The organism is Saccharothrix obliqua (assembly GCF_019375475.1).
Lineage (GTDB): Bacteria > Actinomycetota > Actinomycetes > Mycobacteriales > Pseudonocardiaceae > Actinosynnema > Actinosynnema obliqua.
The window spans coordinates 239,049-256,055 of sequence record NZ_JAHXGQ010000009.1 but is presented as its reverse complement, the minus strand read 5'-3'; the positions used below and the strand labels follow the sequence as shown (position 1 = coordinate 256,055).

At 72.7% G+C, this 17,007-nt stretch carries 14 protein-coding genes; 8 read left to right on the top strand and 6 right to left on the bottom strand.

The window, feature by feature from the left end:
- Nucleotides 1-19: 19 nt before the first annotated feature.
- Complete coding sequence (locus KZQ38_RS26670) at nt 20-1,213, top strand: trypsin-like serine peptidase (protein WP_257902276.1); 1,194 nt, start codon at nt 20-22, stop codon at nt 1,211-1,213.
- A 44-nt stretch (nt 1,214-1,257) separates the two neighbouring features.
- On the opposite strand, the gene KZQ38_RS26665 is transcribed toward KZQ38_RS26670, so the two are convergent.
- Genes KZQ38_RS26665 through KZQ38_RS26655 form a run of 3 tightly spaced genes read right to left on the bottom strand, consistent with a single transcriptional unit; the run spans nt 1,258 to nt 4,336 of the window.
- Nucleotides 1,258-1,953, bottom strand: coding sequence for a class I SAM-dependent methyltransferase (locus KZQ38_RS26665; RefSeq protein WP_219445587.1), 696 nt, complete (start codon nt 1,951-1,953; stop codon nt 1,258-1,260).
- Nucleotides 1,954-1,986: 33 nt separating this feature from the next.
- Nucleotides 1,987-3,108 (bottom strand): glycosyltransferase family 4 protein, encoded by a 1,122-nt coding sequence (locus tag KZQ38_RS26660; RefSeq protein ID WP_308258608.1) that lies wholly within the window; start codon nt 3,106-3,108, stop codon nt 1,987-1,989.
- Complete coding sequence (locus KZQ38_RS26655; protein ID WP_219445586.1) at nt 3,098-4,336, bottom strand: lipopolysaccharide biosynthesis protein; 1,239 nt, start codon at nt 4,334-4,336, stop codon at nt 3,098-3,100. Before KZQ38_RS26655 ends, KZQ38_RS26660 begins: the two co-directional genes overlap by 11 nt.
- A 353-nt stretch (nt 4,337-4,689) precedes the next feature.
- Here KZQ38_RS26655 and KZQ38_RS26650 point away from each other — a divergent pair, with 353 nt between their 5' ends.
- The 3 genes from KZQ38_RS26650 to KZQ38_RS26640 are packed head-to-tail and all read left to right on the top strand — an operon-like array spanning nt 4,690 to nt 9,254.
- Nucleotides 4,690-7,800, top strand: coding sequence for an arabinosyltransferase domain-containing protein (locus KZQ38_RS26650; protein ID WP_219445585.1), 3,111 nt, complete (start codon nt 4,690-4,692; stop codon nt 7,798-7,800).
- 21 nt (nt 7,801-7,821) lie between these two features.
- A complete protein-coding gene (locus tag KZQ38_RS26645) occupies nt 7,822-8,349 on the top strand; it encodes a phosphatase PAP2 family protein (protein WP_219445584.1) in 528 nt (175 codons plus the stop codon).
- On the top strand, nt 8,346-9,254 hold the full coding sequence (locus KZQ38_RS26640) for a decaprenyl-phosphate phosphoribosyltransferase (protein WP_219445583.1): 909 nt from the start codon (nt 8,346-8,348) through the stop codon (nt 9,252-9,254). The genes KZQ38_RS26645 and KZQ38_RS26640 overlap by 4 nt, the downstream gene beginning before the upstream one ends.
- Before the next feature lie 40 nt (nt 9,255-9,294).
- Here KZQ38_RS26640 and KZQ38_RS26635 read toward each other — a convergent pair whose 3' ends face one another.
- Nucleotides 9,295-10,077 (bottom strand): SAM-dependent methyltransferase, encoded by a 783-nt coding sequence (locus KZQ38_RS26635; RefSeq protein WP_219445582.1) that lies wholly within the window; start codon nt 10,075-10,077, stop codon nt 9,295-9,297.
- 131 nt (nt 10,078-10,208) lie between these two features.
- Here KZQ38_RS26635 and KZQ38_RS26630 point away from each other — a divergent pair, with 131 nt between their 5' ends.
- The gene (locus KZQ38_RS26630) at nt 10,209-10,832 is read left to right on the top strand and encodes a hypothetical protein (RefSeq protein ID WP_308258607.1); all 624 of its coding nucleotides are present in this window, start codon (nt 10,209-10,211) and stop codon (nt 10,830-10,832) included.
- A gap of 339 nt (nt 10,833-11,171) precedes the next feature.
- On the opposite strand, the gene KZQ38_RS26625 is transcribed toward KZQ38_RS26630, so the two are convergent.
- Complete coding sequence (locus KZQ38_RS26625) at nt 11,172-12,740, bottom strand: amidohydrolase (protein WP_219445579.1); 1,569 nt, start codon at nt 12,738-12,740, stop codon at nt 11,172-11,174.
- Nucleotides 12,741-12,816: 76 nt separating this feature from the next.
- Here KZQ38_RS26625 and KZQ38_RS26620 point away from each other — a divergent pair, with 76 nt between their 5' ends.
- On the top strand, nt 12,817-13,764 hold the full coding sequence (locus KZQ38_RS26620; protein WP_219445578.1) for a methionyl-tRNA formyltransferase: 948 nt from the start codon (nt 12,817-12,819) through the stop codon (nt 13,762-13,764).
- A 45-nt stretch (nt 13,765-13,809) separates the two neighbouring features.
- Entirely contained in the window at nt 13,810-14,505 is a 696-nt protein-coding gene (locus tag KZQ38_RS26615; protein ID WP_219445576.1) for an HNH endonuclease family protein, read from the top strand.
- Here the strand turns inward: KZQ38_RS26615 and KZQ38_RS26610 are convergent, their stop codons facing one another.
- A complete protein-coding gene (locus tag KZQ38_RS26610; protein ID WP_219445568.1) occupies nt 14,506-15,300 on the bottom strand; it encodes a hypothetical protein in 795 nt (264 codons plus the stop codon).
- 150 nt (nt 15,301-15,450) lie between these two features.
- Here KZQ38_RS26610 and KZQ38_RS26605 point away from each other — a divergent pair, with 150 nt between their 5' ends.
- Nucleotides 15,451-16,932, top strand: coding sequence for a CYTH and CHAD domain-containing protein (locus KZQ38_RS26605; protein ID WP_219445566.1), 1,482 nt, complete (start codon nt 15,451-15,453; stop codon nt 16,930-16,932).
- The last annotated feature ends 75 nt before the right edge of the window (nt 16,933-17,007 follow it).

The following is a 17,007-nucleotide window of genomic DNA, read 5'->3' as shown; positions in this document are numbered from 1 at the left end:
CCTTTCAAGGAGGTGCGCCTTGTCCATCCGGTCCCTGCTCCTGCCGATGGCCCTCGCACTCGTGTTGATCACGCCCACGCCGCCCGCGATCGCGGGACCGGCGGTTCCCCCGCAGGTCGCCAAGGCGGGTGAGGTGAAGGCGGCCGATGCCGTCCTGCGGTACGCCGCCGACGGCCGGTCGTGGCGGGTCGTGTTGCGCGAACCCGGGTCCAGCTACGTGAAGGTGCACTTCGCGGCGCTGAAGCTGGTGCCGGGCGACCGGGTCACGGTGTCCGACCCGGCGGGCCGGGAGGTGCACACCTACCGGGGCGACCCGGGGCACGCCGCGTTCCCCGGCGACTCGCCGCACACGGTGCACGGGCCCTCCGGATTCGCCGCCATGTCGGTCGACGGCGACACCGCGGTGGTCACCCTGCACGCCGCCGCGGCCCGGCCGAACGCGGAATCGCTGACCCGCCAGGGGTTCGGCGTCCGCGTCGACCGCTACTACCGGGGCTTCTCGCCCGCCGAGGCGGCCGCCGCCAACCCGCGACCGCTGAGCGTCTGCGGCACCGACGCGCGCAAGGACGTCGTCTGCTACCAGGGCAACCACCCCACCGAGTACGCCCGCGCGGGCGCGGTGGCGCGGCAGCTGCTCAACGGCCTGGGGCACTGCACGGCGTGGCGCGTCGGCAACACCAACCGGATGATCACCAACTACCACTGCCTGGAGAGCGCGGCCGACCTGCGCGCCAGCGAGTTCCAGTTCGACTACCAGTGCGCCACCTGCGGCGGGAACAACCCGCGGGCCGGGGTGAAGGTCAGCGGCGCGCAGTTGCTGAAGTCCAGTTCGCTCCAGAACCTGGACTACGCGTTGTTCTCGGTGAACAACTTCGACGCGATCAAGCAGTTCGGCACGCTGTACCTGGACGTCCGCGAGCCCAAGGCGGGCGAGCGGATCTACCTGCCCGGTCACGGCGACGTCAAGCCCAAGCGGCTGTCGCTGTACGAGGACCGGGACGGCGGCGCGTACTGCAAGATCGACGTCGTGGCGTCCGGGGTGAACACCGGCTACCGGTGCGACTCCTCCGGCGGCAACTCCGGCTCGCCCGTGCTGGCCGCGTCCTCGCACCGCGTCATCGCGCTGCACCACCTGGGCGGCTGCCCGAACTGGGGCACGCGGATCTCGCTGGTGCACCGGGAGATCTCGACCCTGATCGACAACAACGGCTGACGCCGCGACCCGGCGCCGCGCACACCGCGCGGCGCCGGACCGGGTCACGCCTTGGCGAGCACGAAGATGGACGACTCACCCGAGCCGGGCCCCAGCACGAGGCGGCCGGACAGGAACTGCGCCAGCGACGGGCCCGCGTGCACGGCCGCGTCGACCAGCTTGGGCAGCTTGCGGTAGGGCACGTCCCACAGGCCGTCGCTGCCCTCGCGCAGCACGCGCATCCCCCGGTCGGTGAGGAACTTCCGCCACTCGGCGTGCGGCTTGAGGTTGATGTGGGTCTCGTCGGCGAAACCGTTCCAGGTGTCGCCCTTGAGCCGCCGACCGCGGCCCATCGGGTCCGGCATGACGACCAGCGCCTTGCCGTCCGGCTTGAGGATGCGGCGGAACGTCGCCACGACCTCCTCGGCGATCTCGTCGCTGAGGTGCTCCAGCACGTGCACCGACGTGATGCCGCCGAAGTAGCCGTCCGGGATGTCGTCGGTCTTGGTGTACACCACGCAGCCGGGCGCCGTGCGCCGCGCCTGCTCCGCCGAATACTCGGAGATCTCGAAACCGGCGGCCTCGCCCGCACCGGCCAGCCTGCGCACCAGGTGCCCCGTCCCGCACCCGAAATCGAGGTACGGGCCGGGTCCGACGTACCTCTGGACCAGCCGGACGTAGTACCGAAGGGCGGGGCGGTCGCCCAGCTGCCCGTTGGCGCGGTAGTAATCCTCGTCGAAGTGCGTGGGGTCCGTCGTCATAGGGACAGCTCCTGGCAGGTGCGAACGGCAGGTTTACTGCGCGGCGACCTTCTCGAACAACGCGTCGTACGCGTCGATCACCGCGTCCACTCCGTACAACTCACGCGCTTTCGCCGCGCCCTCGGCGGAATCCGGGCGGTCGTCCCGCAACCCGGTGAGCGCCGCCGTGATGCCGGCGACGTCCCGGGGCTTGACGATCTTCCCGAAACCCGTCTCGGTCACCGGGATGCGCACGCCCGGCAGGTCGCTCGCCAGCACCGGCACGCCGGCCAGCATCGCGACCACCTGGACGATCCCGAACGCCTCGAACGCGTTGACAGACGGTAGCGCGAACACGTCCAGTGACGCGTAGAAGTCCGCCAACTTCTCGTCCGGGATGAATCCGAGCAGCTTGATGCGGGGGTCACCGGCGATTCGCGACCGGACCCGCTCCACGACGCTACCGCCCGCCACCGCCGCGAAATCGCCGCCGATGAGCAGCCGGGCGTCCGGGTCGTCGATGGCGCGGAAACCGTCGACCAGGAATTCGACGCCCTTCTCCTCCACGATCCGGCCGAGGAAGCCGACGTGGAACCCGGAACCGTCGCGATAGGTCGGCGCACCGCCCTCGACGGGCGCGCACGGCGGCGGGATGGTGCTCATGCGGGGCGCGATCCACGGCCACAGCCTGCTGTGCCGCGCGTAGTCCTCACTGGTCGCCACGACCGCCGCGGCGTGCCGCATGGCGGTGCGGCTGGACGCGTCGATCACCTTGCCCTGCACGGTGTTGACCACACCGGGCGGCAGGCTCACGTCGCAGTGGTAGGTGAGCACGACCGGGCACTTCGCCAGGCGCGTCACCGGGCCCGCCTCCAGCATCGGCAGGTGGGCGTTGAGCACCCGGGCACGCGCACTGGCGTCCATCACCAGCTTGGTGAACTGGGGGCTGACCGTGCCCTTGCCGAGCTTCGCGAGGACCGGCGCGCGCAGCACCCGCACGCCGTTCACGACCTCCCGCTCCGGCAGCGACGGGTCGTGCCGGGTGGTGACGACGGTGACCCGCCGACCACGCGCGGCCAGGCCCTCCGCGACGTCCCGCGCCACGTTCGTCAGCCCGGAGACGTACGGGGTGTAGTAGGTCAGCGCCATGACCAGGTCGTCGCGGTCATCCGGCACGGATAGCTCCCTTGTCTTCGCGAGTGGGTGAAGGGCGTCGCGAGTGGGCGACCAAGTAGATCATGGCGAACAGCCAGCCCGCCCCGGAGCCGAGCAGGAACGCGAGTTCCGTTCGCAGCAGCAGGCCGGGCACGACGGCGAACGCGACGCCCGCCACCACGATCCCGCACAGCCAGCTCCAGGCCACCGCCGGGTGCAGCGCGCTGGCGACCAGCGCCTGCGTGGTGATGACCAGGCCCAGGTGGGCGATGACGCCGAGCACGATCAACGCCAGGTCGCCCGGCTCGATCACGTAGGCCGCGCCGAACACCAGCCGCACCAGCCACGGCCCGAACGTCCAGGCGACCGCCACGCCGCACGCGGCGAGCACGGCCAGCCCGGCCGCGAGCCGCAGCAGGGCGCGCACCAGCCGGCCGCGCCCGGCGTCCGCCAGGGCCGCCATGGACGGCAGCAGCACGCTTTGCAGCGGCACCGCGACGAACAGCGGGATGCGGGCCAGCAGGAACGCCGCGAGGAAGTGCCCGGCCGCGTCCTGCTCGCCGGGACCCGCCATCAGCGGCACGGCCACCGGCAGGCCGTTGAGCAGCAGCTGCGCGCACAGCGAGCCGAGCAGCAGCGGCGCGACCGCGCCCGCGAACCGGCGGGTCGTGACGGGCTCGGCGGGCGGGGTGGTCACCGCGGGCGTCTCGCGCACGCGGCGCAGCAGCAGCGGCGCGACCGGCAGGTGCGCGAGCAGCACGGCGATCACCAGGGTCCACGCGAAACCCGCGCTGTCGGACACGCCGAACAGGCCCACCGTGAGCGCCAGCGCGACCCGCAGCGCGGTGTCCAGCACCTGCACCAGGCCGTAGGTGCCCATCCGGTTGAGCCCGATGAGCAGGCCGCGGACGACGAACTGGCCGGCCGAGACCAGGCACATCGCGGCGAGCGCGGCCATGGTGAGCCCGTGTCCGCCGAACGAGTCCAGCAGCAGCGGCGTGGCGGCGAGCACCACCGCCAGCTCCACCAGCCCGATCACACCCGCCACGGCCAACGCGGACCGCGCGGGCGTGCGCCGGTCGGACCGGCCGGGCAGCAGCCGGGCCAGCTCCTGCTCGACGGGCAGGAACACGCCGAAGCCCACCACCAGGGCGAGTGACCAGAACGAGCCGAAATGGGCGTACTCGGCGGGTGACACGTTGCGCGCGACAATAGCGAGGTAGGCGTTGACCAGCAGGCCGGACGTCACCACGCACAGGCCGACGATCCCGACCGCGCCGCGGGTCGACCGCTGCCGACCACCGGATTGCTCAGCCAGAACGCGCCCTCCTCATGAGCCCCCGGCGGGAGGGGTCCGCGGGGGTGATTAGTATTGCCCAGTCACGTGGCTCTGAGGCTCTCGGGGGGTCGCCGCGCGCGGGGGCCGGACCTCGGCGAACGTGATTATTCGACGACGTCCGGACGAATTCTCGCGACGTGCGCCAGGCCATCCGCGACGCTGCCGGAACCCGCCCGTGACAGCAGCGTGGCCGACACCGGTTGGAATACCCACGACACGGCTTGGGCGTTGACCTAAACGAACACAGGCGAGGACGACCGCGAGTGACCCGACCGCACGCAGTTCAGGACGCAGGGCACGCCGCCGACGCGGCGCCCACCCCCGAAGAACCGGTCCCCACGCGGTCCCGGTCGCACCGCCTGCGCCCGCTGGCCCTGGCGGCGGCCCTGGTCACCGTGCTGTGCGCGGTGCTGCTGCCGTTCGCGCCGGTCACCGTGAGCGACCCGACGGTCCAGTGGCCCAAGGACTCCGCCGCGCCGGCCTCGACCATGCTCAACCTGCTCTCGTACAAGCCGATCGGGTTCGACGCCCGGTTCAGCTGCGACGCCGTCCGCGCGGCGGCCGGGAGCGGTGACGGCGTGGTGCTCGCCACCATGGACCCGAAGCAGCCCGCGACCGGCCGGGACGGCCTGGTCGTCGCGGTCCGCGACGGCCAGTTGGTCGCCAACGGGCCGGGCAAGGAGCTGTTCACCTCCCCGCTGCCCGACGGTGACTGCGCATACCGGATCCAGGGCGACAAGAACGGCCTGGTGGTCACCCGGGACGGCCAGGAGGTCGCCCGGTCGGCGACGCTGCCCAGCGTGGCGGTGCTGGCCACCTCGGTGACGTCGCTGCCCGGCGGCACCGCGGACGACATGTCCGTCACGGTGCGCGTGGACGACATGCTCAACAGCTCGCCGACGGCCATCAAGATCGGCCTGATGGTGCTGCTCGGCATCGCGGGCCTGGTCACGCTGGGCTGCCTGGTCGCGCTGGACCGCGAGACGCCCCGTTCGCCCGCCAAGCCGTCCCGGTTCAGCTTCCGGCTGGTGGACGTGGTGGTGCCGGCGGTGATGGTGCTGTGGACGCTGCTCGCGCCGATGTCGGACGACGACGGCTACTACAACGCCATGGCCAAGAACGTCCCGTTCGAGGGCTATGTCGGCAACTACTACCAGATCTTCAACCAGAACTTCACGCCGTTCTCCTGGTTCTACTACTTCCTCGCGGGCTGGCAGAACATCGGCACCACGCCCGTGCTGCTGCGTGTGCCGGCGTTGCTGTTCGGCCTGGTCACCTGGTACGTGCTGCGCAAGTACACGGCCCGCGCGGGCGTGCTGCCGGACACCCCGTGGACCGCCCGCTGGGGCGGCGTGGTGCTGCGGGTCGTGCTCGGCGCGGCGTTCCTCGCCTGGTGGCTGCCCCTGGACATGGGCGTGCGGCCCGAGGGCGTGGTGGCCATGTGCGGCATCGGCACGCTGCTCGCCGTCGTCACGGCCGTCGAGCGGCGGCGGCTCGCGCTGGTGTGGGTCGCGGTGCTGGTCGCGGGCATCGGGTTCACCGCGCACCCGACCGGCTTCACGGCGCTCGCGCCGCTGGTCGCGGGCCTGCCCGCGATCTGGCACCTGCTCAAGGACGTGTCGCCGACGCGGTCGGGGCTGCTGGTGCGGATCGCCTGCCTGGTCGCGCCCGGCACGGTGACCGCGTTCCTCGGCTTCGTGGACGGCAGCCTGCACGACTTCACCCGCAGCCAGGAGATCTTCAACGCCATCCAGCCCCAGGAGACCTGGTACTCGGAGTGGGTGCGCTGGGCGTTCCTGTTCAACGACATCGCGATGGGCTCGTACGCCAAGCGCGCGGGCGTCGTGGTGTGCCTGCTGGCGCTGGTCTGGTTCGTCCTGCTGGTGGTCGGCGCGCGGCTGAAGAAGATCCCGGTGTCCTACCGGCTGTGGCTGTCCGGCTGGTCGGTGCTGGCCGCCCTGCTGCTGCTGTGGTTCACGCCGAGCAAGTGGACCCACCACTTCGGCAGCCTGGCCGGCCTCGGCGCCGCGTTCCTGACGCTGATGCTGGTCGGCGGCGTGCCGCTGGCGCGCGAGCTGACCAGGGAGACGAAGCTGCCGCTGGTGGGCGTGATCGCGTCCGGTGTCGCGGCGTGCTTCATGCTCGCGCTGGCCGCGCACGGCCCCAACGTGTGGCCGTACAACTGGATGTTCGGCCTGCCCCACCAGGACAAGCCGATGCAGCTGGCGTTCGTGAAGTTCGACCAGCCGCTGTGGTGGGCGCTCGGCCTGGTGGTGCTGGCGCTGGTCATCGGCCGCGTGCTCAAGCGGTCCGGGCCCGGCCGGGGCCGCGAGGCGTGGGTGCTCGCCGTGCCCGCGCTGGTCGTGGTGTTCTTCGCGGTCAACGTGCTGTACCTGGTCGGCGGCTTCGCGGTGGCGACCAAGCGGACCTGGGACACCTACTCGCCGTCCGCCGCGAACGTCCGCGACGTCCACGCCGACAACTGCGGCGCGGCGGGCGCGCTGGACGTGCTGGACGTGGACGCGGCCCAGCCGCTGACCGCGTTGCCCGGCCAGTCCGCGCAGGTGTCCGGTTTCACCGAGGGCGGCGGCTGGTTCACCCCGTACGTGCCGCCGGGCGGCGGCGCGGCCACGCAGGTGTGGGGCAGCCTCGTCCAGACCGGTGAGGCCACCGCCGACAACACCCCGGAGAAGACCACCGGCGCCGTCACGACCGGCTGGTACCGGCTGCCCGACTCGCTGGCCGCGGACTCCGCCGTCGCGGTCCTGGTCTCCGGCCGCATCCGCACCGGCAACGCGCTGACCGTCGAGTACGGCCGCAGCGGGCCCGGCGAGCCCGAGGTGGTGGGCAAGCGCGGCCTGGGCGACCAGGGCGACCGGGTGGCGTGGCGCAACGTGGTGCTCGCCGACGGCTCCACCGGCCTGCCCGCGGGCGCCGACGTGATGCGCCTGGTCGCCACCGACGCCACCACCGACACCGGCGGCTGGCTCGCCGTCACCTCGCCGAGCGTGCAGCGGTACGTGCCGCTGACCAGCTACCTCGGCCGGGACGAGAAGGTGGCGCTGGGCTGGCAGATCGCGTTCCTGTTCCCCTGCCAGCAGCAGCCGGTCGTGCAGCACGGCATCGTGGAGCCGGTGACGAAGGCCGTGCTGTGGCTGGACGGCCTGGGCGACTCGGTGTGGCAGACGAACCGGGGCGCGTTGTTCGGCCAGGTGCCGCTGTCGTCGTCGATGACGTTCCTGACCGCTCGCTTCCGGGACTTCCCGGGCGAGCGCAGGATCGAGGTGTACCGCATCGACAACCCGTACCCCGGCGGCCAGTACACCGTCACCGCCAACCGCCAGACCCGCTTGGGCTGGCAGCCCGTCCAGTAATCACCGTCAGGAGAGAAGCAGATGGACGAAGACCGGTCCGCGGCGCGCCGGGAGACGGCCGCGCTGCGCGGTGTCCAGGCGGCGTTGGCCAACCCGCCCGTCGTCCGGGCGGCCAAGGCCATGTCGCTGTTCGGTGAGCACAGCGCGGGTTGGTGCGCCCTCGGCGCGGTGGGCGCGCTGGTCGACCGGGAACGCCGGCGCGAGTGGCTGATCGCCACCGCCGGCGTGGTCGGCGCGCACGCCGCCTCCATCGCGGTCAAGCGGGTGGTGCGCCGCCCGCGCCCGGACGACCCGGGCGTGCAGGTCCTGGTGGGCACGCCGAGCAAGCTCAGCTTCCCGTCGTCGCACGCCACGTCCACCACGGCCGCCGCCGTCCTGTTCGGCGGGCTGCTCGGCAGGCGCCGCGCGCTGGCGGTCGTGCCGCCGATGATGGTCAGCCGCCTCGTGCTGGGCGTGCACTACCCGACCGACGTGCTGGCGGGCTCGGTGCTCGGCGCGGCCGTCGCGGGTGGCGTGCGGCGGTTCATGCGGCGACGGGCCGCGAAATGAGCGCCACCGCGTCGGAGGCGGCGACCGAGCGGCGCTCCGGCGGCGTGGTCGGCGGCCTGGTCCGCGCCATGCGGCCGAAGCAGTGGCTGAAGAACGTCCTGGTGTTCGCCGCGCCGTTCACGTCGGCGCAGATCACCGAGTTCTCCGTGCTGACGTCGGCGGCGCTGGCGTTCGTGGTGTTCTCGCTCGCCGCGTCGTCGATCTACCTGGTCAACGACGCGAAGGACGTGGAGGCCGACCGGGCGCACCCGACCAAGAAGAACCGGCCCATCGCGGCGGGCGTCGTGCCGGTGCCGCTGGCGTACGGCGCGGCCGTGGTGCTGGTGCTCGGCTCGCTCGCCCTGGCGTACACGGCGAACTGGGAACTGGTCACCATCGTCGTGGTGTACCTGGCGGTGCAGCTCGGCTACTGCTTCGGGCTCAAGCACCAGCCGGTGCTGGAGCTGTGCATCGTGGCGTCCGGCTTCCTGATGCGGTTCATCGCGGGCGGCGTGGCGGCCGGCATCGTGCCGTCGCAGTGGTTCCTGCTGGTCACGGCGTTCGGCTCGTTGTTCATCGTGGCGGGCAAGCGGTACGCGGAGATCAAGCTGTTCCACACCACGGGCGCGAACATCCGCAAGTCGCTGCGCAACTACTCGGAGAGCTACCTGCGCTTCGTGTGGGCGACCGCCGCCGCCGTGATGATCATGTCGTACGGCCTGTGGGCGTTCCAGATCGCCGAGCGGACCGTGAACCAGTGGAGCGTCATCTCGATGATCCCGCTGGTGGTCGGCATGTTGCGGTACGCGGTGGACGTGGACAGCGGCAAGGCGGGCGCACCGGAGGACGTGGCCTACCGGGACCACGTGCTCCAGGCACTCGGCCTGTTCTGGCTGGTCACCATCGGGTTGGCGTACTACCTCTGAGCACCGGGAAGGGCCCCGCCGCGGCGGGGCCCTTCGCGTGTCAGGGCTTGCGGCCCACCGCGGCCAGGCCGGCGAAGCGCTCCGGGTGGTCGCCCACGTCGTCCGGCGACGAGGGCCGCCACCGCGGCAGGTGCACCACGCCCGGCTCGACCAGCTCGAACCCGGCGAACAACGACCGCACCCGGTCCGCCGACCGCATGGTCATGGGGGTCGACGTGCGCTTGCGGTACAGCTCCTGGTGGGTGTCGGCCTGGCCGTCGTGGGTGGCGTGCGAGACGACGAGGTGGCTGCCGGGCACCACGGCGTCCCGGTAGGCGGCCACCACGTCCTCGGGCCGGTCCCCGTCCGGCACGAAGTGCAGGACCGCCACCATCATCACGGCCACCGGGCGGGCGAAGTCGAGCAGCTCCCCGGCCGCCGCCAGCACCGCGCCCGGGTCGCGCAGGTCCTCCTGCACCACGGCGGTCCGCCGGTCGTCGCCGAGGATGGTGCGGCTGTACGTCACCGCGATCGGGTCGCTGTCCACGTAGACCACGTGCGCCTCGGGGTTGGCGGTGCGGGCCACCTCGTGCACGTTGCCCGCGGTCGGGATGCCCGAGCCGAGGTCCAGGAACTGGTCGACGCCCCGTGCCGCGCAGAACTCCACCGCCCGCCGCAGGAAGGCGCGGTTGGCCTGCATGATCAGCGGCACCTCCGGCCACATGGCGATGGCCTGGCGCGCCATCTCGCGGTCGACCGCGAAGTTGTGCGCGCCGCCGAGGTAGTAGTCGTAGACCCGTGCGGCGCTGGGTCTGGTCAGGTCGATGTCCGAGCGCTCCCCCATGGGCGGCCTCTTCTCGTCACGCGCGTCCGGTTCGGCGGCACGGTACGCGACCAGCCGTTCGCACGCTCCGGAATGTCGTACCCCGGCGGTAGAATTCGAACAGCAGTTCGATGCGACGAGGGGAGCCAGTCGTGGTGGAACCGGTCAGCGTCACCGCGTTGTCGTTCACCGAGTACGTGATGAGCGGGCAGCGCGGGCGCATCAGCATCGTGTCGGGGCAGCGCGAGGTGTACCTGGGCGCGGACCCGTGGGTGAGCGGCTTCTACAACCCGGTGCGCGACGCCATGCGGCGGGCGGCGAACTCGCCCGACCCGGAGGCCGAGCTGGACGCGGCGGTGCGTGCGGCGACGAGGAACGGGCAGCTCCGGGCGTTCCAGGAGGTGCGGGACGGTTTCGTGCCGTGGTTGCGCGCCACGCGGGGCACGGGTGTGCCGGTGGGTTCGGCGAAGTGGGCGTCGGGTGAGCTGACGTTGCGCGTGAAACCGCACCTGGGGCTGCGGATGCCGGACGGTTCGACGGCGGTGGTGTTGACGTACGTGAAGGAGCCGCCGTTGACGCAGGAGGCGGCGAACGTGGGGTTGCGCATCCTCCAGCAGACCTTGCCCGGCACGTTGCCCGGTGCCACGCCGCTGGTGTTGGACGCGCGGCGGGGGCGGGCGTTCCGGATGGGGAAGCGCACGAACCTGGCCAAGTTGGACGCGTTGATCGCCGCGGAGGCGGCCGGGTACGTCGTGCACTGGCGGATGAGCGCCTGAGCGGGGCGGGAGCGAGCGGCGGAGGGACGGCAGGGCGGAGGGGCGGCGAGGGGCACGCTGCTGGGGAGCGGTGGTGCCGGGGCGCGGCGGGGTGAGGGCGCGGCGGGGTGAGGGGCACCGTCGCGGCAGGGAGACCGGCGGCAGGGAGGCCGGCGGCGGGGAGGGTTGCGGTGCCGGGGCGGGCGGGGAGGGTTGCGGTGCCGGGGCGCGGCGGGGAGGGCGGCCGGGCGCGGCGCGTAGGCGGGCGGCGGCGCGGCTTGGAGAGCGGCGGTGCCGGTGCGCGGCGTGGGGGCGGTGCCGCCGCGGCGGTGGGAGCGGCGGCACCGGGGTGGGGCGGGGTCAGGTGGCCAGGCCCCCGGGGTCGTGGCGGAAGTCGCCGCCCAGGGCGGTGGCCAGCACGGTGGTTTCGGCGATGCGTGCCGGTTCGCACTGGCGTGGATCGCGGTCCAGCACGACGAAATCGGCCAGCTTCCCCGGTGTGAGCGACCCGAGCGAGTGCTCCACCCGGCACGCGTACGCCGCGCCGATCGTGTACGCGGCAAGGGCTTCGTGCACCGTCAGGGCTTCGTCCGCGCCCACCGGGAGGCCGCCGGAGGAACGTCGCTCCACCATGAACTGCACGCCCCGCAACGGGTTGCCGTCCGCCACCGGCCGGTCGGAACTGCCCGCCACCACGACACCGCGGTCCAGGAACGCGCGGCCCCGGTACAGCCACGGCGCTCGGTGCTCCCCCATGATCGCCGCGTAGTCGTCCCCGTACGCCCACAGGAAAGTCGGTTGCACGACCGGGATCACGCCCAGCTCCGCGATCCGGTCGAGCTGGTCCGGCCGGACCAGGCCGCAGTGCTCGACGCGGTGCCGGGCGTCCGGCCGGTCGACCGCCGCCCGCGCCTCCGCGAGGGCGTCCAGGGCGAAGTCCACGGCCCGGTCGCCGATCGCGTGCACGGCGAGCTGCCACCCCGCCGCGTGCCCGTCGAGGATCGCCGCGCGCATCACCTCGGGGTCGTCCTGGAACTGACCGACGCCGCCGACCCCCGCGTACGGCTCGGTGAGCGCCGCGGTGCGGGCGATCATGCCGCCGTCCGTCCACAGCTTCAACGCCCCGATGGACAACCACTCGTCGCCCAACCCGGTGCGCAGCCCCAGCGGCAGGGCTCGGCGCACGCCGTCGGCCTCGTGGGCGCGCACGGCGCGCAACTCGTCGGCCGACACCATCAGCTGCACCCGGATGGGCAGCGGATCACGTTGGTACGCCGCCACTTCCAGCGCGCCGCTGCCGGTGAGGCCCGCGCCGACACCGGCTTCGGCGGCCAGCACGACGCCCTCGCGCAGGCACTGCTCCGCGCCCGCCCGGACGTCGCGGGCGATGTCGGCGACCGAGTACGGCTGGATCAGCTCGCGGACGGCGGTCTGCGCCCGTTCCGCGAGGAAACCGGTCGGGTTCGGACCCACGGCGCCCACGACCGACGCGGGCAGCGACGCCAGCACGTCGCTGCTCACCACGCACGCGTGCCCCGACACGTCCTGCAAGTACACGCGTGTCCCCACCGTGTCGAGGTCGCGTGCCGTCAACGGGCGGTCCAGGACGCGGTGGTCGTAGCCGGCGGCCTCCAGCCACCCGGTGCGCGGCGCGGCACGCAGCACGTCCAGCACCTGCGCCGCGGTCGCGCACCCGGACACGTCCGGCGTGCGGGCGGCCCGCCCCGCCCACGCCAGGTGGTTGTGGGCGTCCACGAAACCGGGCAGCACCACCGCGTCACCCAGGTCGACCACGCGCCGCGCGGGCAGGTCGGCCACTTCCTCGTCCAGCCCGGCGATCCGCCCGCCCCACACACCCAGGCAACGCGCCTCGGGCCGCGCGGGGTCCATGGTCACGATCCGGCCGTGCACTTTCACGTCGAGGATCACCCTGGACAGGCTAGTCGACCACCCGATTAGGTTAGGGTCGGATAACTTAGGCAAGCCTAATCGCGGAGGAGGACCCATGCGGGTCGTCATGTTCGGCTACCAGACCTGGGGACATCGCACGCTCCAGGCGTTGCTGGACTCCGAGCACGAGGTGGTCCTCGTGGTCACCCACCCCAAGAGCGACCACGCCTACGAGCGGATCTGGAGCGACTCGGTCGCCGACCTCGCCGCCGAGCACGGGGTGGAGACGCTGATCCGCGAGCGCCCCGACGACGACGAACTCCTCCAGCGCCTCAAGGAGGTCGACCCGGACGTCATCGTCGCGACCAACTGGCGCACCTGGATCCCGCCGCGGATCTTCACCCTCCCCAAGCACGGCACGCTCAACGTGCACGACTCGCTGCTGCCCGCCTACGCGGGTTTCTCGCCGCTGATCTGGGCGCTGATCAACGACGAGAAGGAGGTCGGCGTCACCGCGCACATCATGGACGAGACGCTGGACGCGGGCGACATCGTGCTCCAGCGCGCCGTGCCGGTCGGCCCGCGCGACACCACCACCGACCTGTTCCACCGGACGCTGGAGCTGTTCGGCCCGATCACCGTGGACGGCCTGGCCGAGATCGCCAAGGGCCGCACCGACTTCGTCAAGCAGGACCGCGCCAAGGCGAGCTTCTTCCACAAGCGCGCCGAGGAGGACCTGCGCATCGACTGGACGTGGGAGGCCGAGGAGCTGGACCGCCTGGTGCGCGCGCAGTGCGCCCCGTACCCGAGCGCGTTCACCTTCCACCGGGGCAGGCGGCTGGAGATCGTCGAGGCCGAGGTGTCGCGGGCCCGCTACGGCGGCACGCCGGGCCGGATCTTCTACCGCGAGGGCGACGGCGTCGCGATCGTCGCGGGCGCGTTGGCGCGGCGCGGGCGCAACCACGCGTTGCTGGTGAAGCGCGTCCGCACCGAGGACGGGCGTGAACTCGCCGCCACCGACTACTTCACGCACATGGGCGGCTACCTGACCAGCAGGCCGTAGCCCCGGTGATCACGCCGCCGGCGTGATCGCTGATCATAGGTGCCCATGAGCGGGAAACGGACGACGACGTGGGCAAGCGCGGCGGTGTTGGTCGTGTTGCTGGTGCTCGGCTACTTCCTCACCCGCTACCAGGAGGACAACCCGCCGACCACCGGGCAGCCGCCGACCGCGGGGCAGTCACCGACGGCGGGGCAGCCGCCGGTGGCGCCCGGGGAGGCCGCCGATCGGCTCGCCGCGCTCCGGATCGCGCCGGAGGGCAAGATGGCCGGCTACAGCCGCGACCGGTTCCCGCACTGGAGCGGCCAGGGCAACTCGTGCGACACGCGTGAGGTCGTGCTCCAGAAGCAGGGCGCGGACGTCCGCACCGACAAGGACTGCAAGGCCACCGCGGGCTCGTGGGTCAGCCCCTACGACGGGGTGACGATCACCGAGGCGGGCAAGCTGGACATCGACCACACCGTGCCGCTGGCCGAGGCGTGGCGGTCGGGTGCGGACAAGTGGACCGACGAGCAGCGGCAGAAGTTCGCCAACGACCTGGGCGGCAGCCAGCTCCTCGCGGTGTCGGCGACCACCAACCGCGCCAAGGGCGACCAGGACCCGGCGAAGTGGAAACCGCCGGTCGAGGCGTACTGGTGCGCGTACGCGACGAACTGGGTCTCGGTGAAGGCGGCCTACGACCTCACCGCGGACCAGGCCGAGCACGACGCGCTGGCCGCGATGCTCGGGACCTGCCCGCGGTAGCTACGGCCGCAGCGACTGGAGCTGGTCGACCAGGTCGGTGTGCGCCTCGGTGCGGCGCACCCAGGCCGCCGAACCGGAACCCGCCGACGGCGGCTCGCCCAGCGGGTCGACGGCGGTCGTGATGCCGTACTCCAGGCGGTAGGCGATGAGCGCCGTCGCGGCACGCACCCACGGCGTCGGGTCGGGGCTCGGTATCTCGCCGACGCCGACCCGGAACCACACCGGCAGCCTGCGGTCGGCGGCGAGCGCGCGTTCCAGCCGCCGGGCCGCCACGTCCCAGATCTCCACGCGGGCCTTCTCGCCCGCCACGACGGCCTCCTGCCGCCACGGCTCCTCGGCCGCCGCCGCGTCCGCTTCCAGCCGGGCCGCCGCGTCCGCCGCCGCGGCCTCGCCCGCCTCGATCTGCCAGTCGAGCTGGTGCACCTCGTGCTCCAGCGCGTCCCGCTCGAACCGCGGTATCCGGCCGGCGGCGAGCCGGGCGCGGCCCGCGTCGCGGCGCTCCTTGAGCGCGTCGTGCTCGGCGACCTCCTGGCGCAGCTCTACCCGCACCGAGTCGGCCAGCACCTCCTGCTCGGCGTCCCACGCGGCGCGCAGTGCCGTGACGACGTCGGTGATCTCGTCGTCCACGGCGTCGAAGTCCTCGTCCGGCCCGGAGCCCGCGCCGGCGAGCCTGCGCTCCAGCACCAGCAGCCGGGCGCCGACGCGACCCAGCTCGGCGGTCAGCAGCTGGACCTGCGTGACGACTTCGGCGAGGGTCGGCTCGACCACGTCGAGCCGCTCTTTCTCCGTGGGCACGAACTTCAGCCAACCCCACGGAGTCCGGCCCGCAAGCCACCCGACTGGAAAACCACGCGGACGGTCGGGTACGACCGCCCGAGCAGGTCAACCGCACTTCACCCACAGTTACCAGGGGTAAACACCGATCCTCCGGTGTATGCCTGATACATGTCGACATCGGTTCATGAGACGGAACGCAAGTACGAAGCGCCGACCGGCGTCGCGCTGCCGGACCTGGCCGACCTGCCCGGTGTCGCCGCGGCGGCCGGGCCGCGGGAGCAGCACCTCGAAGCGGTCTACTACGACACCGCCGACCTGCGGTTGGCCCGTGCCGGGTGGACGCTGCGCAGGCGCGTCGGCGGCGACGACGCGGGCTGGCACCTGAAGCTGCCGGTCGCCGCGGACACCCGCGAGGAGGTCCGCCTGCCACCGGGCCGCGCGTCGAAGCACCCGCCCAAGCAGCTCGGCTCGCTGGTGCAGGTGCACGCGCGGGGCGACGAGCTGGCGCCCGTGGCGCGCATCCGGACCACGCGGCACAGCTGGCAGCTCGTGGACGACCGGGGCCGGTTGCTCGCCGAGGTGGTGGAGGACCTGGTGTCCGCGCAGGACGTGGCGGACGCGTCGGTGGACACCTGGCGCGAGATCGAGGTGGAACTCGGCGAGCGCGGCGACCGGGCGCTGCTGGACCTGGTGGAGCGCAGGCTGGCCGAGGCGGGCATCACGCGGTCCGCGTCGGCGGCGAAGCTGACCCGGCTGCTGGCGGGCCGCCTGTCCCCCGCGCCGCCCGCGCCCGGACCGGGTCGGACGGCCGGCGAGGTGGTGCTCGCGTACCTGCGGGAGCAGGCGGAGGCGATGAAGCAGCAGGACCCGCGCGTGCGTCGGCAGGAGCACGACGCGGTGCACCAGATGCGCGTGGCGACGCGCCGGATGCGCAGCGCGCTCCAGGCGTTCGGCAAGGTCGTGGACCGCGAACGCACCCGTGCCCTCACCGACGAGCTGAAGTGGATCGCGGGCGTGCTGGGCGAAGCGCGGGACGCCGAGGTGCTGCGCGCCGAGTTCGAGACGACCGTGGCGGAACTGGACGACGCGGTGGTGCTCGGACCCGTCGCGGCCCGGTTGACCCGCCACTTCGCGCCGCTGGAGGCCGCCGCGCACGAGGCCGCCACCACCGCGATGAACAGCCGCCGGTACTTCGAGCTGCTGGACGCGGTGGACGCGTTGCTCGCCGAACCGCCGCTGACCCCGCTCGCGGCGCACAAGGCGAAGAAGGTGCTGCCGCCCCTGGTGGACAAGACCTACCGCCGGCTCGCCCGCGCCGCCGCGCACGCGCACGACGACGAGTCGCTGCACGAGTCCCGCAAGGCCGCCAAGCGGCTCCGGTACGCGGTCGAGGCGGTGGAGCCCCGGTTCGGCAAGGCCGCGCGGAAGTACCGCAAGCGGCTCAAGGGGTTGCAGACGCTGCTCGGCGACCACCAGGACAGCGTGGTGGCCCGGCCGGTGCTGCGGGAGTTGGGTGCGCAGGCGCACCGCGACGGGGAGAACGGCTTCACGTTCGGCGTCCTGCACGGCCTGGCGGCGGCGAAGGCGGCCCGGGTGGAGGAGCGGTTCCCCGCCGTGTGGCGTGACCTGGGCGCTCCGCGGTTCGCCTGATTGGTCCGGACCTTGACACTGCGCCGGCACGGCTGAAACGGTGATCGGGCCGCCGCCCGGGTGATCCACGTCGAC